This is a genomic window from Streptomyces sp. NPDC017448, from assembly GCF_044330565.1.
Taxonomy (GTDB): domain Bacteria; phylum Actinomycetota; class Actinomycetes; order Streptomycetales; family Streptomycetaceae; genus Streptomyces.
The window spans coordinates 418,208-434,374 of sequence record NZ_JBIRLM010000001.1 but is presented as its reverse complement, the minus strand read 5'-3'; the positions used below and the strand labels follow the sequence as shown (position 1 = coordinate 434,374).

The 16,167-nt window shown below is 71.7% G+C and carries 13 protein-coding genes; 12 read left to right on the top strand and 1 reads right to left on the bottom strand.

What is annotated here, in order from left to right:
- Positions 1 to 2: 2 nt before the first annotated feature.
- The 12 genes from ACH4K1_RS01935 to ACH4K1_RS01880 all read left to right on the top strand — a co-directional run bounded on the left by ACH4K1_RS01935 (position 3) and on the right by ACH4K1_RS01880 (position 12,083).
- Positions 3 to 791 carry a hypothetical protein gene (locus tag ACH4K1_RS01935; RefSeq protein WP_398085501.1) on the top strand — a complete coding sequence of 263 codons (789 nt, stop codon included), beginning with the start codon at positions 3 to 5 and terminating at the stop codon, positions 789 to 791.
- Entirely contained in the window at positions 781 to 2,016 is a 1,236-nt protein-coding gene (locus ACH4K1_RS01930) for a hypothetical protein (protein WP_398086561.1), read from the top strand. Before ACH4K1_RS01935 ends, ACH4K1_RS01930 begins: the two co-directional genes overlap by 11 nt.
- A gap of 75 nt (positions 2,017 to 2,091) precedes the next feature.
- Positions 2,092 to 2,334 carry a hypothetical protein gene (locus ACH4K1_RS01925; protein WP_398085498.1) on the top strand — a complete coding sequence of 81 codons (243 nt, stop codon included), beginning with the start codon at positions 2,092 to 2,094 and terminating at the stop codon, positions 2,332 to 2,334.
- Positions 2,335 to 2,481: 147 nt separating this feature from the next.
- On the top strand, positions 2,482 to 2,724 hold the full coding sequence (locus ACH4K1_RS01920) for a hypothetical protein (protein WP_398085496.1): 243 nt from the start codon (positions 2,482 to 2,484) through the stop codon (positions 2,722 to 2,724).
- A gap of 38 nt (positions 2,725 to 2,762) precedes the next feature.
- Positions 2,763 to 3,836, top strand: a complete 1,074-nt coding sequence (locus tag ACH4K1_RS01915) for a zeta toxin family protein (protein ID WP_398085493.1) — start codon at positions 2,763 to 2,765, stop codon at positions 3,834 to 3,836.
- 68 nt (positions 3,837 to 3,904) lie between these two features.
- The gene (locus ACH4K1_RS01910; RefSeq protein WP_398086559.1) at positions 3,905 to 5,383 is read left to right on the top strand and encodes an SCO6880 family protein; all 1,479 of its coding nucleotides are present in this window, start codon (positions 3,905 to 3,907) and stop codon (positions 5,381 to 5,383) included.
- 137 nt (positions 5,384 to 5,520) lie between these two features.
- On the top strand, positions 5,521 to 6,930 hold the full coding sequence (locus ACH4K1_RS01905; protein WP_398086557.1) for an ATP/GTP-binding protein: 1,410 nt from the start codon (positions 5,521 to 5,523) through the stop codon (positions 6,928 to 6,930).
- A 37-nt stretch (positions 6,931 to 6,967) separates the two neighbouring features.
- Positions 6,968 to 8,731, top strand: coding sequence for a TraM recognition domain-containing protein (locus tag ACH4K1_RS01900; protein ID WP_398085490.1), 1,764 nt, complete (start codon positions 6,968 to 6,970; stop codon positions 8,729 to 8,731).
- On the top strand, positions 8,728 to 9,135 hold the full coding sequence (locus ACH4K1_RS01895) for a DUF4913 domain-containing protein (RefSeq protein WP_398085487.1): 408 nt from the start codon (positions 8,728 to 8,730) through the stop codon (positions 9,133 to 9,135). Before ACH4K1_RS01900 ends, ACH4K1_RS01895 begins: the two co-directional genes overlap by 4 nt.
- An 11-nt stretch (positions 9,136 to 9,146) precedes the next feature.
- Positions 9,147 to 10,541, top strand: coding sequence for a hypothetical protein (locus ACH4K1_RS01890; RefSeq protein ID WP_398085484.1), 1,395 nt, complete (start codon positions 9,147 to 9,149; stop codon positions 10,539 to 10,541).
- Positions 10,542 to 10,563: 22 nt separating this feature from the next.
- A complete protein-coding gene (locus tag ACH4K1_RS01885; protein ID WP_398085482.1) occupies positions 10,564 to 11,004 on the top strand; it encodes a hypothetical protein in 441 nt (146 codons plus the stop codon).
- A complete protein-coding gene (locus ACH4K1_RS01880; protein WP_398085479.1) occupies positions 11,001 to 12,083 on the top strand; it encodes a tetrahydrofolate dehydrogenase/cyclohydrolase catalytic domain-containing protein in 1,083 nt (360 codons plus the stop codon). Before ACH4K1_RS01885 ends, ACH4K1_RS01880 begins: the two co-directional genes overlap by 4 nt.
- A gap of 118 nt (positions 12,084 to 12,201) precedes the next feature.
- Here the strand turns inward: ACH4K1_RS01880 and ACH4K1_RS01875 are convergent, their stop codons facing one another.
- A complete protein-coding gene (locus tag ACH4K1_RS01875; protein WP_398085478.1) occupies positions 12,202 to 16,101 on the bottom strand; it encodes a DNA-directed RNA polymerase subunit beta' in 3,900 nt (1,299 codons plus the stop codon).
- Between the last annotated feature and the right edge of the window lie 66 nt (positions 16,102 to 16,167).

The following is a 16,167-nucleotide window of genomic DNA, read 5'->3' as shown; positions in this document are numbered from 1 at the left end:
CCATGAGTCCGCGAAACAGCAGTGGTGAGTGGGAGAAGCCGTTCTGGCAGCAGCCGGGGTGGCTGCTGTCCGCCGGGTTCTTCCTGGTGTTGGCGTTGCTCGGCGCCTTCGTCGTCTTCGCCGACGACGAGGGGACGAAAGCCGGCCCGGCGCCGGGGGCGACGGCGGCGCCCTCCGCCGACCCCGCGCAGGGCGCCCCCTCGGGCAAGCCGTCGAACGGCACGGAGGGCCCCCGGCCGGCCGGCTGCCGCACGGACGACAGCGACCAGGCGGTTCCGCCGAAGAGCCCGGCGGACCTGAAGTGGAAGGTCTACCGGACGGACCTCGTCCCGGTGTCCGCCACGGCGGGCCCCCTCCTGTACAAGGGCGCCGTCTGGTCCTGCTTCGCACGCACCCCCCTGGGCGCGGTACTGGCCCTGCACTCCATCACCTCCAAGATGAGCGGGAGCGAGTGGAGGACGGTCGCCGACCAGCAGGTCGCCCGCGGTCCCGGCAAGGACGCGTTCGTGGCGACGCGGTCCAAGGAAGCCGACGAGAACGCGGCGGGGGCTCCGGGCAGCGACGGGACCTATGTCGGGTTCTCCATGCTCACGTACACCAAGGACCAGGCCACGGCGATGCTCCTCATACGCATCGCCGACGGGAAGTACGGCGCCGCCACCGCGTCCGTGGTCTGGGAGGACGGGGACTGGAAGCTGCGCCCCACCTTGAAGGGGTCGCTCACGGAGAACATCACCTTCGTCGGGGGGCCGGAGGGGTTCGTCCTCTGGGGAGGTGAAGATGGCGCCTAACCTGCCCAGCCCCGGGGACCTCGTCGAGTGCGGGAAGAACCTGAAGGACTGCATCAAGGATGGTGCCAAGGGCGCCGTCGACAGCGTGGTCGGAAGCGCCGTGGAATCGTTCGCGAACGCGATCGGTGAGGCCGCCTCCGAAGTCCTCAAGGCGCTCAACGGCGTCTGGATGAAGGTCGGCACCGGCAACAGCCTCAACCCCGAGGGCGGCACGGGGCTCGACATGATCATCGGTGAGACGAGGTGGATCGTCGCCTACGTGGCCGTCGCCTCCCTCCTCGTCGCCGCGATCAGGATGGCCTACGAGCGCAAGGGCCAGTCCATGCAGCAGGCGTTCATGGGCATGTGGAAGGTCATCCTCGTCTCCACCCTCACCCCCGTGCTGGCCGCCCTGCTGTACCAGGCGTCGGACGCCTACGCCCAAGAGGTGTACCGAAAGGCGAACCTGGGGGAGAACGCGGAGACCCTTCTCGGGGTCACCGCGCTGACCAGCCCCGGCCTGATCCTGATCTTCGGCCTGCTGGTCATGCTGGCCAGCTTCGTCCAGATCATCCTGATGTACATCCGGCTCGGCGTGCTCATCATGCTGATCGGCACCCTCCCCATCGCCGCCGCCGCCTCCATGACGGGGTGGGGGGACGGCTGGTGGAAGAAGCACATCGGCTGGCTGGTCGCCTGGCTGCTCTACAAGCCGGCCGCGGCACTGATCATCTACTCGGCCACGTCCATGACCCAGAGCAGGAAGGACCCGGGCCTGGAGAACACCATCGCAGGCATGGGCATGCTCGTCCTCTCGGTCTTCGCCCTGCCCGCCCTGCTCAAACTGGTCGTCCCGGCGACCGCGGCGCTCGGCGGCACCTCGGGCGGCACCGTGGCCCTCAACTTCGCCAACAGCATCGCGAGCGGTGCCGTCAGCATCGCCAGTGGCGGTGGCGGCGGAGGAGGAGGGGGAGGGGGCGGAGGTGGCGGTGGCGGCGGTGGCGGCGCGAAGGGCCCGGCGGGCTCTCCGTCCTCCGGCGCCGGCGCGTCCCCGTCGGCCGGTGCGGGCGGTGCCGGAGGCGCGGGTGCCGGAGGCGCGGCGGCCGGTGGCGCCGCGGCGGCCGCGGGCCCCGCGATGGTCGCGGTCCAGGCCGCCGCCGTGGTCGCCCAGGCGGGCATGAACGCGGCCAACGAGGTCGCGGGTTCGCTGGACGACAACGACGGTATGAAGGGTCACAACCAGTAGCTCCGGCGGCGGGTGGGGCTGTGCGGCGCCCGCGCCGCCCCGCCCGTCGGCGGCGCCGCACGGAAGGACCGCCCCATGACCGAGAAGCCCTCACTCCGCGCGTACCTCAGCCACTACGCCCAGGGCGGCATCCCCCGCGAGGAGATGATCGCGACCATCGCCGCCTGGGACTTCGAAGAAGAGCTCCACGACGAGCTGGTCGTCGAACCCACGGGGCAGGACAACGTCTTCGCCCTCGTCAACGGCGCCGCCCTGCTCGGCGACATCGCCTACGAGGACGCGGAGGAGATCGTGCGCCGCAAGAACGCGCGCGGCTGACCCGGACACGTCCGAAGCAGGGGAGAGGAGCGCACGCGCCACCACACCCCCGGCCGCCCCGCCGGCCCCGCCCGCCGACCCGACACCACACCCAGGCCCCGCCCACCGGCGGCGACACCGCACAGAAGAACCGAGAAGGACCGCCCCATGACCGAGAAGCCCTCACTCCGCGCGTACCTCAGCCACTACGCCCAGGGCGGCATCCCCCGCGAGGAGATGATCGCGACCATCGCCGCCTGGGACTTCGAAGAAGAGGTCCACGACGAGCTGGTCGTCGAACCCACGGGGCAGGACAACGTCTTCGCCCTCGTCAACGGCGCCGCCCTGCTGGGCACGATCACGGACGACGACCTCGACGAGATCGTACGGAGGAAGCAGGCACGCGGCTGACCGCCGACGAACCACACCCATACGATGATCGGAAAGAGATGCTGACGGGGGAATACGCTCAGCTCTACGCGGAGTTGCAGCAGCGCATGGCGCGAGGCGGAGACCTTTCACCCGGCGCGGGGGACACCGCGGCCCGGTTCCGGCAGGGACTCGCCTGGGACAAGGACCGCCGTGTCATCCAGCGTGCGGTCATCGAGCGTTTCAAGGCGGGGTTGGCCGACCGGCCGCGGCAGGGGAACGCCGTCCTGCTGACGGCCGGCGCGCCCGGCGCGGGGAAGAGCACCGTGCAGCACCGGCTCGGCTCCTGGCAGAGCGAGGACTCCGAGCTGGGGCGGCTGCTCACCTCCACCCACGGCCTGAGGCTGGAGGACTACGTCGTCCTCGACCCGGACGAGTTCAAGCGCGCCCTCTTCGAGGCCGGGGGGCTACCCCGGCTCTCCCCGGAACGGACGGCCCTCTCCTTCGGCCGTGAACTCACCCCGGCCGAGATGTCCGGCCTGCTCCACCGCGAAGCGTCCTACCTGCGCGACCAGGTGCAGGAGTGGGCACGTGCTGAGGGCTGCAACCTCCTGCTCGACGCGACGCTTGCGAACGAGGCCGACAGCACCACGCTCCTCGGCTCTCTCGCCCGGGACGGGTACGACCAGCGCGTCATCCTCTCCGTCGAGGTCCCCCTGGAAACCGCGCTCACCCAGAACGCCTCCCGCTGGCAGACCGGACGCATCGCCCACGAACAGGGCAGCGACCCCTACGGCGGCCGCATGGCCCCCCAGGAGATGATCCGCGCCCTCTACGCCAAGAACACCACCGGCCTCGGCCACTCCATCAGCCGCCAGAACGCCGAAAAACTGGTCGCACAGGGGTTGGCCACCGGGCTGATCACCACCGAGCGCGGTGTGTTCACACCCACCGGCGCCGGCGCGGCCGTCCCCGCACAGCGGACGGCCCCCGCCTTCGCCCGGGGCGAGTTCTCCGTCGGCGTCGCCGCCGCCGGAAAACTGCGCTCCCCCCGGAGCACCACCCCGCAGGCCGCCCCCCACCAGACCCGGAACCAGGGCGCCCGCACCACCGCCCCGCACCACACACCGCCCTCCGGCGGCCCCACCCGCTGACCGACACGGAGCCCTCTCCCCCACTCGTACACCCCTCCCCTGAAAGGAACCCCGTGGCCACCGAATCCATGGCGCGGCCCACCTACGGGAACTGGCGGCGACCCCGTCGGCCCGGGCTCGGGCCCCTCGGCCTGCTCGGGACCGTCGTCGCGTTCGGCGGTCTCGTGGTCGTCCTGCTCGCCTCGCTCGTCTCGCTCTCCGTCGCCCTCACCGTCCTCGTCCCGCTCGCCCTCTTCCTCGGTCCGCTCGCCCTGCGGACCGCGGACGGAAGGAACGTCTACCAGATGGTCGCCGTCCGGATCGGCTGGCTGAAGCGCAAGGCCAACGGCTCGCACACCTACGTCTCCGGACCGCTCTCGCGCCGTCCCGGCGGCAGCTTCTCCCCGCCCGGGCTGCTCGCCCGCGTGAAGATGCTGCACGGCACCGACGCGTACGGCCGCACCTTCGGCGTCCTGCACCACCCGGGCCGGAACCTCTACACCGTCGTGCTCGCCTGCGAGCCCGACGGCGGCTCCCTGGTCGACCCCGAGCAGGTGGACGTCTGGGTCGCCTCGTGGGGCGACTGGCTGGCCCGGCTGTCGCACGAGCCCGGACTGCGCGGCGCCCAGGTCGTCGTGGAAACGGCCCCCGACACCGGCACCCGCCTGGCCGCCGAGGTGCTGCCCCGGATCACCCCGGACGCCCCCGAGGCGGCCCGCGCGGTGATGGAGGAGGTCGTGGCGCGCTATCCGTCCGCCTCCTCCGAGATGCACACGTACGTCGCCCTCACCTACGGCACCCTGCCCGGCCCCCGCCGCAAGCCCGAGGACGTGGTCACCGACCTGGCGATGCGCCTGCCCGGCCTGCTGGCCGGCCTGGTCGCGGCCGGCGGCGGTTCCGCCTCGCCGCTGTCCGAGGAGCGGATCGCGGAGATCGTCCGGGTCGCCTACGACCCGGCCATCGCGCCCGACGTGCTGTCCGTCCGCGCCGGCCAGGCGTCCACCGGGGTGAGCTGGCAGGACTCCGGCCCGGCCGTGGCCGTGGAGACCGTGGACGGCTACCGGCACGACTCCGGCGTCTCCCGCACCTGGATGCTCACCCTGGCGCCGCGCGGCACCGTCCGCTCCAGCGTGCTGCGCGGTCTCCTGGAGCCCGCCCAGGGCACCCGCCGCAAGCGCGTCTCCCTCGTCTACCGGCCGATCGACCCGGCGACCTCCGCCCGCATCGTGGAGGCCGACCGGCGCGCGGCCCACTTCATGGCGGGCTCCCGCCGGGGCCTGGTGCAGGCCCGTGCCGCCTCCGAGATGCAGGCCGCCGAGCAGACCGCGGCCGAGGAGGCGTCCGGCGCCGGCCTGGTGGAGTTCTCCCTCATGGTCACCGTCACGGTGGACGACGAGGAGGAGCTCCAGGACGCCTCGATCACCATCCGCAACCTCCAGGCGTCCTCCCGCATCCTGATGCGCCCCGCCGACCGCATGCAGGCGTCCGCCTTCACCTGCACGCTGCCCGTCGGCCTCCTTCCGTGGGAGTACACCCTCATCCCGTACCAGCTCAGGGAGACGCTGTGAGCAGGAAGAACGACAAGCGGGCCGGGGGCGCGGAGGAGTTCGGGCAGGCCGGGGACGCCAGGCAGCCCTCCCGCCGCCGGACCCCCGTCGCGCCCCCGCGCGGCTGGCCCGGCCCCGGCGGCGGCCAGGTCGCCCATGTGGACCCGCCCTCGATGTGGCGCGCCACCACGGTCCAGGCGTGCGGTCTGTGGCCGTTCGCGGCCGGCTCGGGGGCGCCGATGACCGGTGTCCCGCTCGGCCAGCACCTGCACACCGGTGCGACGGTCTGCGGTGACCCGATCTCCTGGTTCACCCGTGCCCGGTACATCTCGAACCCGTCCCTGTTCATGCTCGGCATGCCGGGACTCGGCAAGTCGACGCTGGTCAACCGCATGCTGATCGGCATGACGGCCACCGGCGTGGTCCCCCTGGTCCTGGGCGACCTCAAGCCCGACTACGCGGACACCGTACGGGCCCTGGGCGGCCAGGTGATCTCCATCGGCCGCGGCGTCGGCGGCATCAACGTCCTCGACCCCGGGGCCATGGGCGAGGCGGCGGAGCGGATCGGCGGGGAGGCCGGCCGCGTCCTGCTGGCCGAGGCCCACGGACGCGTCCTGAACATGGTGGCCGCGCTCATCACCATCATGCGCGGGCGTCCCATGGACGACCACGAGCAGTCGGTCCTCTCGGCCTGCCTGCACCACCTCAGGGAGCGGTCGACGCCAGGCCGGCCGCCGCTCCTGCCCGATCTGCTGAGGGTGCTGGACGAGGGCCCCGACCGGGTCCGCGCGGTCACCCTCGACCGGGGCGACCAGCAACGCTACCGGAAGGCCGTCGACCCCCTGCACCGCTCGCTGATCGGCGTGCTCGACGGCCCGCTGGGCGACACCTTCGCCTCGGAGACCTCGACCCGCATCAACCCCAACGCCCCCGCCGTCTGCGTGGACATCTCCCGCATCGGCGAGGCGGACACCCAGCTGACGGCGGCGGCCATGCTCGCCGCCTGGTCCGACGGGCTCGGCACGGTCGCCGCCGCGCACGCCCTGGCGGACGCCGGGCTCGCCCCCCAGCGCTGGTTCTTCACCGTCCTCGACGAGCTGTGGCGACCGCTGCGCGCCGCCTCCGGCATCGTGGAACGCATCGACGCGCTCACCCGCCTCAACCGCTCCCTCGGCCTCGGCGACGCCAAGATCACCCACACCCTGAAGGACGCCGAGGCGCTGGGCAACGAGGCCGACCGGGCCAAGGCCCGCGGCTTCGTCGAGCGGGCCGGCATGGTGGTGTGCGCCGGTCTGCCCCGTACCGAGATGGAGGATCTCGGCCGGGTCATCGGCATGTCCCAGCGGGAGATCGAGCTGGTCTCGTCCTGGTCGTCGCCGCCCGGCTGGGCCAACCCGGAGGCGAGCTCCGAGCCGCCCGGCCGGGGCCGCTTCCTGATCAAGGTGGGCGGCCGGCCCGGCATCCCCATCAAGGTCGCCATCACCGAGACCGAGCGCAACCTGCACAACACCAACACCCGCTGGGCCGGCAAGGACCTGCCCCAGCCGCGCTCCGGGGAGCACCGATGACCGACCGCCCGTCCCAGCCGCGCTCCGGAGGACGCCCATGACCACCCGTCCGCCCCGGGGCGGCTCCGACTCCGCCGAGGACTACCTGCCCTGGCTGATCGTGGGCGCCGCCGCCGTGGTCTTCCTCGGCTTCCTCGGCGTGTGGCTGGGCGGGACGCTCGGCGCCGCCGTCTCCGGGGCGGGCTGGAACCCGCCCCCGTTCGGCCTCACGACCCTCTCCTCCCTGGTCGAGGACGGCCCGGCCGCCCTCTGGCCGGAGGCCTCGCCGACCGCCGTGCTCGTCGGCATCGCCGTGACCGCGGGGCTGCTGATCGGCCTGATCACGGTCGTCGTCCTGCTGGTCCGCGGGCGGGGCCGCCGCACCCCCGGCCTCGCCGGCCGCAAGGAGCTCGCCGCGATGCTCCCCAAGGGCGCCGCGGCCCGCGCCCTCCAGCTCCGCCCCGGCCTGAGGAAGGCGACCGGCGGCAGGCCCGCCCCCGACGACACCGGCAACCTCCTCGGCAACCTGGAGCCCAACGGACCCGAACTGCGCTCCAGTTACGAGGACGTGGAGCTGGACCTGATGGCCCCGCGCGCCGGCAAGTCCACCGGCATCGCCGTCCCCCGCGTCCTGCGCGCCCGCGGCAGCGTCCTGCTGACCTCCAACAAGTCCGACGTCTTCGCCGTGACCCGGGCCGAACGCGAACGGGTCGGCCAGGTCTGGACGTTCGACCCCCAGGGCATCGCGCACACCCCCCGGGCCCTGTGGTGGGACATGCTCGCCGACGCCCGCGACATCGAGGGCGCCCGGCGGCTGGCCGGCCACTTCGTCGGCGCGGTCAACGACGACGCCTCCAAGCGGGACTTCTGGATCTCCGCCGCCCAGAACACCCTGACGGCCCTCTTCCACGCCGCCGCCACGGGCGGCCGACGGGTGGACGAGGTCCTCGGCTGGCTCGCCGACCCGGCCGACCGCACCCCGGTCGATCTGCTGCGCGACGCCGGCATGCACGCCCTCGCCGAGCAGCTCCGCGGGACGGTCCAGGGGGCGGTCGAGACGCGGGACGGCATCTACGAGACGGCCCGCCAGTGCGTGAGCTGCCTGCTCGACCCGCGGATCGCCGCGTGGGTGACCCCCGACCCGGTGATGCCGGAGTTCCGGCCGGACCACCACGTCCTCGGCTCCGGAACCCTGTACCTGCTGTCCAAGGACGGCGGCGGCTCGGCCGCGGGCGTCATCGCCGCCGTCGCCGACTCCGTCCTGCGCGCGGGGGTCCGCGCCGCCGAGCGGATGGGCGGCCGGCTCGAACCCCCGATGACCGCGATCCTCGACGAGGCCGCCAACGTCTGCCGCATCTCCGACCTGCCCGACCTGTACTCGCACCTCGGCTCGCGCGGCATCAACATCGTCACCCTGCTCCAGAGTTACCGGCAGGGCGCCCGCGTGTGGGGCGAAGCCGGCATGGACGCCCTGTGGGGCGCGGCGACCGTCAAGCTCCTCGGCGCGGGCCTCGACGACGCCGACTTCGTGGAGAAGGTCTCCCGGCTGGTCGGCGAGCACGACGTGCGCACCGTCAGCCACTCCCGGGGCAGGGACGGCCGGACCCGCTCCACCTCGTACCGGCTGGAACGCATCCTCCCCGCCGACCGGATCCGTGCCCTGCCCAAGGGCACGGCGCTCCTCCTCGCCACCGGGGTGCGCCCCGCCCTGATCCGGCTGCGCCCCTGGTACGCGGAGCCGGGCGCCGAGCGCATCCAGGCGGCCGCGGCGGCGGAGCAGCGGGCCATCACCGTCCGCGCCGCGAAGGAGCTGTCCCGATGAGCACCCCCGCCGACCCCGGCCAGGCCGAGCCGCAGTTCATCCTCTACCTCGACGGAGAGGCGTACGAGGAGGAGCTGCGGCTCCTGGTGACCTGGGTGCACGCCCTCCTGCTGCCCGTGTACGGCCGGGAGACCACCTCCGCCCAACCCTGGTGCCCCCGCTGGTGGGAGCACCAGGAGGCGGTCGCACGGCTGCACGGCCTGTGGCTCGCCTGGCAGGAACTCACCGACCCGGCGGCCGGTCCGAGCGGCCCCGCCCTGTGGCATCGCGACCACCTGGGGGCGGTCATGCACGAACTCCGCGGCCCCTCGGGCCCGTTCGCCGGATGCAAGGAGGGCTCCCACCGGCCCAAGGCGGCGCCGGTGGTCGAACCGTTCTGGTACGAGAACCGAGAAGGGCCGTGACAACGATGCGTATGCGAAAAGCCGTGGCGGGAGCCGCCCTGGCCGGAGCGCTCCTGACCGGATGCGGCGGGAGCGACGGCCCGGCTCCGGCCGGGAAGGGCGGCGAGGACGGGACGGGCGGGAAGAAGACGTCCGCGGCGCCCTCCGCCCCCTCCGGCCCGTCGGTCCTCCTCACCGTCCCGCCCGCCTACGCCGCCGACCAGGGCTGGGAGCAGTCGCTCTCCTGGATGCCGGCGAAGTACTCCTCGAAGCCGCCGGTGGCCGTGGGCCCCCGCAGCGGCACCGTCGCCTACGTGAACACCACGGAGGACGGCTACGTCGTCCAGGTCCGCGACGCGTCGTCCGGCCGGATCCGCTTCACCGGCGCGCCGTGGGAGCCGCCCACCTCCATGGCGGAGGCCGGGAAGGGCTCCTACGAGGGCGACGAGGTGGAGCTGCCCTCCGTGTCGACCGCCTTCCAGGACGGCCGCGAGTACGTCGTGCTGTGGGCCCACGGCGTCCTGGGCGGGGACGCCCTCGCCAAGGGCAAGGAGGTCGTCCGCCTCCTGGTCTACCCGATGGACGCCTCCGGCTCCGCCGTGGCGCCGAAGCGCCGGGTGGACGTCCCCGTGGAGGTGTACGAGCCGAACTCCGAGAAGGGGAAGGGCCGCAACGACCTGCGCGTCGAGGACTACGGCGGCGGGCTCCAGGTCCACTGGAACGGAACGAAGGACGGCGCCGTCGCCGTGGACGTGGAGAGCGGCACGATCGACGCGTGCGCGGATGCGTGCGCCGAGGGCCGGGGGCAGGTCAGGACCGCCGAAGGCTGGGTCGTGACCAGCCACGGCCTCGACCTGGTGGAGATGCCCGGCTCCTGGCACATCCAGGACGACGCCCCGCCCGGCGGCAGGCCGACGACGGACGAGTTCTCCCGGGACGGCCAGTACGTCTCGGCCGTCGGCGGGCACCTCCTCACCCGTTGGCACACCGAGACCGGGGGGAACTTCTCCACCCCGCTCGTCGCCGTCCACAACGCCGCCACGGGCAGGCTGGAAACGAGCATCGTCTGCGAGCAGCCGAGGGGAGGCTCCGCCGTCTCCTCCCCCAACGGCCGTTTCGTCGCCGCCGGAACCGTCGCCTTCGACCTCCAGCGCCGCCACGGCGCCTGCCTGGAGGCGGGCGAGAGCCGCAAGGCCGACGTGGTGGTCCGGTCGATCACCGACGACGGGATCGCGTACGGAGAGCTCGCCGCGGGCCCCGGAGGGGAACCCGGTGCGGCCGAGGTCGATCTGTCCGCCGGTGACGGCACCCCTCGCGCCCTCCCCGACGGCACGCGCGTCCCCGAGTGGGCCCTGGGGGACGCCGGGGTCTTCCTGACGCCCCACCCGGTGAACGGCCTGCTCATCTCCGTCCTCAAGCACACGTGACGACCTGACCCTGGAGAGGTACGTGTCCCTTCCTCAGACCACCCAGCTGTTCCGCTGGCGGCACCGGCTCAACGGCGAGGCCTTCTCCCTGCTGCGCGCCGTGTACGACCCGGCCACCGGGCAGGCCGTGGCCGTCGTCTCGGAGCTGGCCGACAGCCCGGTCCACGGCATCACCTACGACTTCGCCGATGTCGCCGACGCCGCGCTCCCCCTGCTCCGCGCCCACCTGAGCCCCCGCCTCGCCTCCCTGCTGTGGATCGCGCACTTCGGGGACTTCTCCTCCTTCGACCCCGGCGGCCCGGAGACCTTCACCGCGATCAACCTGAAGGTCGCGGAGAACGGGTACCGGGACGACGACCGGGGCGACCGGAGGCTGACGGCCGACGAGGTCACCCGCCTCTTCCACGGCCACCCCCTGGCTCCGGTGCCCGAGGTGCTGGCCGGCCTGGGGCCCTTGACGTGACGGAGCTGGTCTCGGGCCGGGACGTACTGCGCCAGGCACGCGCGTTGTACGCGCACTACCGGCCCGCCGTGGAACCGACCGGCATGAAGGTGGCGGTCATCCGCTTCACCCCCGCCTCCACCGACCCGCCCGACTGGCGCGTCCGCCTGGAAGCCTCCCGGATCTCCGCCGAACAGAAGATCAAGAGCTTCGAGCACCTGGGCTTCCAAGCGGACCACGTCGTCCTGCCGCCCGGCGTCGACCGCCGCGCGTTCCGCGAGGTCCTGGAGGGTTACAACGCGGATCCCGCCACCCGCGCGATCATCGTGCAGTTCCCCCCGCCGCGCGACCTGGCCCCCGTCGTGGACGGCATGGACCCGGCCAAGGACATCGACGCCCTGCTCAAGGGCCGCTCCCCCTACCCCGCCTGCGCGACCGCCGAAGGCATCTACCGGGTCGCGGAGCCCTACGCGACCGACCGGCCCGCCATCGCCGTGGTCGGCGGCAAGGGGTTCGTCGGGCAGGGGGTGGTGAACATGCTCCGGGCCAACGGGCACGACCCCATGACCCTCGACCACGGCGACAGGCTGGAGCGGGTCCGCGACGCCGACATCGTCATCTCCGTCACCGGCAGCCCCGGCATCCTCACCCCCGACCACATCCGGCCGCACCACCGCGTCGTGATCGACTCCGGTTTCGTACCGCAGGCGGACGGCAGCGTGCGCGGCGACGTACGGGCCGAGGCGTACACCGTCCCGCAGAACATCACCCCCGTCCCCGGCGGCATCGGCCCGGTCGAGATGGCCACCCTCATGGAACGGGTGGTCCGCCAGGAGGTGGACCCGAACGTCGTCTCCTGGAAGGCCGCCCCCGGCCCCTACCTCGAACGGGCACGGTTCACGGCGGACCGGACCACGGCCGCCCCCACGGCGACGGCCACCGCTCCCTCGGTCGCCGCCGCGGCCCGCCTGCGCGGTACCGCCAGACCCGCGGCCGGCGCTCCCCCGGCCTCCGCCCAGCCGGCCGCGGCTCCCCGGCTCCCGGGCCGGCAGGCGTCCCCCCGGCTCCCGCCCCAGGGGGGCGGCGGCCCGTCCCGGTGACCGGCCCGGCGCCGTGGAAGGGCTAAGGCGACCGGTCGGTTCCCGGGCCGCACACGGCTGAGGGCGGCCACCCCGTCACGTACCGGGGTGGCCGCCCTCAGGCGTTCAAGCGACTCGCTTACTGGTTGTACGGACCGTAGTCGTAGTCCTCCAGCGGAACGGCCTGGCCGGAGCCGGTGCCGAACGGCGAGTAGTCGATGTCGTCGTAGCCGACGGCCGAGTACATCGCGGCCTTGGCCTCCTCGGTCGGCTCGACCCGGATGTTGCGGTAGCGGGAGAGGCCCGTACCGGCCGGGATGAGCTTACCGATGATGACGTTCTCCTTGAGGCCGATCAGGGAGTCCGACTTGGCGTTGATCGCCGCGTCGGTGAGGACCCTGGTCGTCTCCTGGAAGGACGCCGCCGACAGCCACGACTCGGTGGCGAGCGAGGCCTTGGTGATACCCATCAGCTGCGGACGGCCGGAGGCGGGGTGTCCGCCCTCGGTGACCACACGACGGTTCTCGGTCTCGAACTTCGACCGCTCGACCAGCTCGCCCGGAAGCAGCTCCGCGTCGCCGGACTCGATGATCGTCACGCGGCGCAGCATCTGCCGGATGATGATCTCGATGTGCTTGTCGTGGATCGACACGCCCTGCGAGTTGTAGACCTTCTGGACTTCGCCGACCAGGTGGACCTGGACCGCACGCTGGCCGAGGATGCGCAGCACGTCGTGCGGGTTGGTGGCGCCCACGGTGAGCTTCTGGCCCACCTCGACCGGGTCGCCCTCGCCCACGAGCAGACGGGCGCGCTTCGAGATCGGGAACGCCGTCTCGTCGCTGCCGTCGTCCGGGGTGACGACGATCTTCTTGGTCTTCTCGGTCTCCTCGATCCGCACGCGGCCCTTGGCCTCGGAGATCGGGGCGACACCCTTCGGCGTACGGGCCTCGAAGAGCTCGACGACACGGGGCAGACCCTGGGTGATGTCGTCACCGGCCACACCACCGGTGTGGAAGGTACGCATCGTCAGCTGGGTACCGGGCTCACCGATGGACTGGGCGGCGATGATGCCGACCGCCTCACCGATGTCGACCAGCTTGCCGGTGGCGAGCGAGCGTCCGTAGCAGAAGGCACAGGTGCCGACCGCGGACTCACAGGTCAGGACCGAGCGGGTCTTGACCTCCTCGACGCCGGCGCCCACCAGGGCGTCGATCAGGACGTCACCGAGGTCGACGTTGGCGGGCGCGATGACCTTGCCGTCCACCACGACGTCCTCGGCGAGCATGCGGGCGTAGACCGAGGTCTCGACGTCCTCCGTCTTGCGGAGCACGCCGTCGGCGCCCTTGACCGCGATCTTCAGCTTGAGGCCGCGGTCGGTGCCGCAGTCCTCCTCGCGGATGATCACGTCCTGCGAGACGTCCACCAGACGACGGGTCAGGTAACCCGAGTCGGCGGTACGCAGGGCGGTGTCCGCCAGACCCTTACGGGCACCGTGCGTGGAGATGAAGTACTCCAGAACGGTGAGGCCCTCACGGAAGGACGCCTTGATCGGACGCGGGATCGTCTCGTTCTTCGCGTTCGACACCAGACCACGCATACCGGCGATCTGCCGCATCTGCATCATGTTTCCTCGGGCGCCCGAGTCAACCATCATGAAGATGGGGTTGGTCTTGGGGAAGTTCGCGTTCATCGCCTCGGCGACCTCGTTGGTCGCCTTGGTCCAGATCGCGATGAGCTCCTGCGTGCGCTCGTCCTTGGTGATCAGACCGCGCTCGTACTGCTTCTGGACCTTCTCGTCCTGCTCCTCGTAGCCCTTGACGATGGCCTTCTTGGCCTCGGGCACGACGACGTCGGAGATGGCCACGGTGACGCCCGAACGGGTCGCCCAGTGGAAGCCCGCCGCCTTCAGGTTGTCGAGCGTCGCCGCCACGATGACCTTGGGGTAGCGCTCGGCCAGGTCGTTGACGATCTCGGAGAGCTGCTTCTTGCCCACCGAGTAGTCGACGAACGGGTAGTCCTCGGGCAGCAGCTCGTTGAAGAGCGCGCGGCCCAGGGTGGTCCGCAGCCGGAAGGAGTCGCCGGGCTGGTACTCCGGCTCACCCTCCTCGGCGACCGGCGGCACCCAGCCCCGCGGCGGCATGGTGCCGACCGGGAAGCGGATGTCGACCTTCGCCTGGAGCGACAGCTCGCGGGCGTCGAAGGCCATGGTGGCCTCGGCCGTGGAGCCGAAGGCGCGGTCCGTGCCCTTGACGTTGCGGCCCTCGTCGTCCGTGGTGAGGAAGAAGAGGCCCAGCACCATGTCCTGGGTCGGCATGGTGACGGGACGGCCGTCGGCCGGCTTCAGGATGTTGTTCGAGGACAGCATCAGGATGCGGGCCTCGGCCTGCGCCTCCGCGGAGAGCGGCAGGTGCACGGCCATCTGGTCACCGTCGAAGTCCGCGTTGAACGCGGTGCAGACGAGCGGGTGGATCTGGATGGCCTTGCCCTCGACCAGCTGCGGCTCGAAGGCCTGGATGCCGAGGCGGTGCAGGGTGGGCGCACGGTTCAGCAGCACCGGGTGCTCGGCGATGACCTCTTCGAGGACGTCGTACACGACGGTGCGGCCACGCTCGACCATGCGCTTGGCCGACTTGATGTTCTGCGCGTGGTTCAGGTCCACCAGGCGCTTCATCACGAACGGCTTGAACAGCTCCAGCGCCATCGCCTTCGGCAGACCGCACTGGTGCAGCTTGAGCTGCGGACCGACGACGATCACGGAACGCGCGGAGTAGTCCACACGCTTGCCGAGGAGGTTCTGGCGGAAGCGGCCCTGCTTGCCCTTCAGCATGTCGCTGAGGGACTTCAGGGGACGGTTGCCGGGACCGGTGACCGGGCGACCGCGGCGGCCGTTGTCGAACAGCGCGTCGACGGCCTCCTGGAGCATGCGCTTCTCGTTGTTCACGATGATCTCGGGCGCACCGAGGTCGAGAAGGCGCTTCAGGCGGTTGTTGCGGTTGATCACACGGCGGTACAGGTCGTTCAGGTCGGAGGTCGCGAAGCGGCCACCGTCCAGCTGCACCATCGGACGCAGGTCCGGCGGGATGACCGGCACGCAGTCGAGCACCATGCCCTTGGGCTTGTTGCTGGTCTGCAGGAAGGCGGAGACGACCTTGAGGCGCTTGAGCGCACGGGTCTTCTTCTGGCCCTTGCCGGTGCGGATGATCTCGCGGAGGCGCTCGGCCTCCTCGTCGAGGTCGAAGGACTCCAGGCGCTTCTGCAGCGCCGCGGCGCCCATGCAGCCGTCGAAGTACGTGCCGAAGCGGTCACGCAGCTCGCGGTAGAGCAGCTCGTCGCCCTCCAGGTCCTGGACCTTGAGGTTCTTGAAGCGGCTCCACACCTCGTCGAGGCGGTCGATCTCGCGCTGCGCACGGTCGCGCAGCTGCTTCATCTCACGCTCGGCGCCCTCGCGCACCTTGCGGCGCACGTCGGCCTTGGCGCCCTCGGCCTCCAGCTCGGCCAGGTCGGTCTCGAGCTTCTTGGCGCGGGCTTCCAGGTCGGCGTCGCGGCGGTTCTCCGTCTGCTGACGCTCGACGGAGACGTGGGCCTCCAGCGAGGGCAGGTCGCGGGTACGACGCTCCTCGTCCACGTACGTGATCATGTACGCGGCGAAGTAGATGACCTTCTCGAGGTCCTTCGGCGCGAGGTCCAGCAGGTAGCCGAGGCGCGAGGGAACGCCCTTGAAGTACCAGATGTGGGTGACGGGAGCGGCAAGCTCGATGTGGCCCATCCGCTCACGACGCACCTTGGCGCGAGTGACCTCGACGCCGCAGCGCTCGCAGATGATGCCCTTGAAGCGAACACGCTTGTACTTGCCGCAGTAGCACTCCCAGTCCCGGGTCGGACCGAAGATCTTCTCGCAGAAGAGTCCGTCCTTCTCGGGCTTGAGCGTGCGGTAGTTGATGGTCTCCGGCTTCTTGACTTCGCCGTGCGACCAGGTCCGGATGTCGTCCGCGGTGGCAAGGCCGATCCGCAGCTCGTCGAAGAAGTTGACGTCGAGCACTTGTCGTCAATCCCTCTTTCGGGGTCTCGTCTCAATCAATGGTCTGAACGGGTCCGGGGAGGGCCG

Excerpts from the sequence above, each read along its gene's own strand:
- ACH4K1_RS01930 (WP_398086561.1), top strand. The coding sequence starts at position 781 with ATGGCGCCTAACCTGCCCAGCCCCGGGGACCTCGTCGAGTGCGGGAAG.
- ACH4K1_RS01915 (WP_398085493.1), top strand. The coding sequence starts at position 2,763 with ATGCTGACGGGGGAATACGCTCAGCTCTACGCGGAGTTGCAGCAGCGC.
- ACH4K1_RS01895 (WP_398085487.1), top strand. The coding sequence starts at position 8,728 with ATGAGCACCCCCGCCGACCCCGGCCAGGCCGAGCCGCAGTTCATCCTC.
- ACH4K1_RS01910 (WP_398086559.1), top strand. The coding sequence starts at position 3,905 with ATGGCGCGGCCCACCTACGGGAACTGGCGGCGACCCCGTCGGCCCGGG.
- ACH4K1_RS01935 (WP_398085501.1), top strand. The coding sequence starts at position 3 with ATGAGTCCGCGAAACAGCAGTGGTGAGTGGGAGAAGCCGTTCTGGCAG.
- ACH4K1_RS01920 (WP_398085496.1), top strand. The coding sequence starts at position 2,482 with ATGACCGAGAAGCCCTCACTCCGCGCGTACCTCAGCCACTACGCCCAG.
- ACH4K1_RS01890 (WP_398085484.1), top strand. The coding sequence starts at position 9,147 with ATGCGAAAAGCCGTGGCGGGAGCCGCCCTGGCCGGAGCGCTCCTGACC.
- ACH4K1_RS01900 (WP_398085490.1), top strand. The coding sequence starts at position 6,968 with ATGACCACCCGTCCGCCCCGGGGCGGCTCCGACTCCGCCGAGGACTAC.
- ACH4K1_RS01925 (WP_398085498.1), top strand. The coding sequence starts at position 2,092 with ATGACCGAGAAGCCCTCACTCCGCGCGTACCTCAGCCACTACGCCCAG.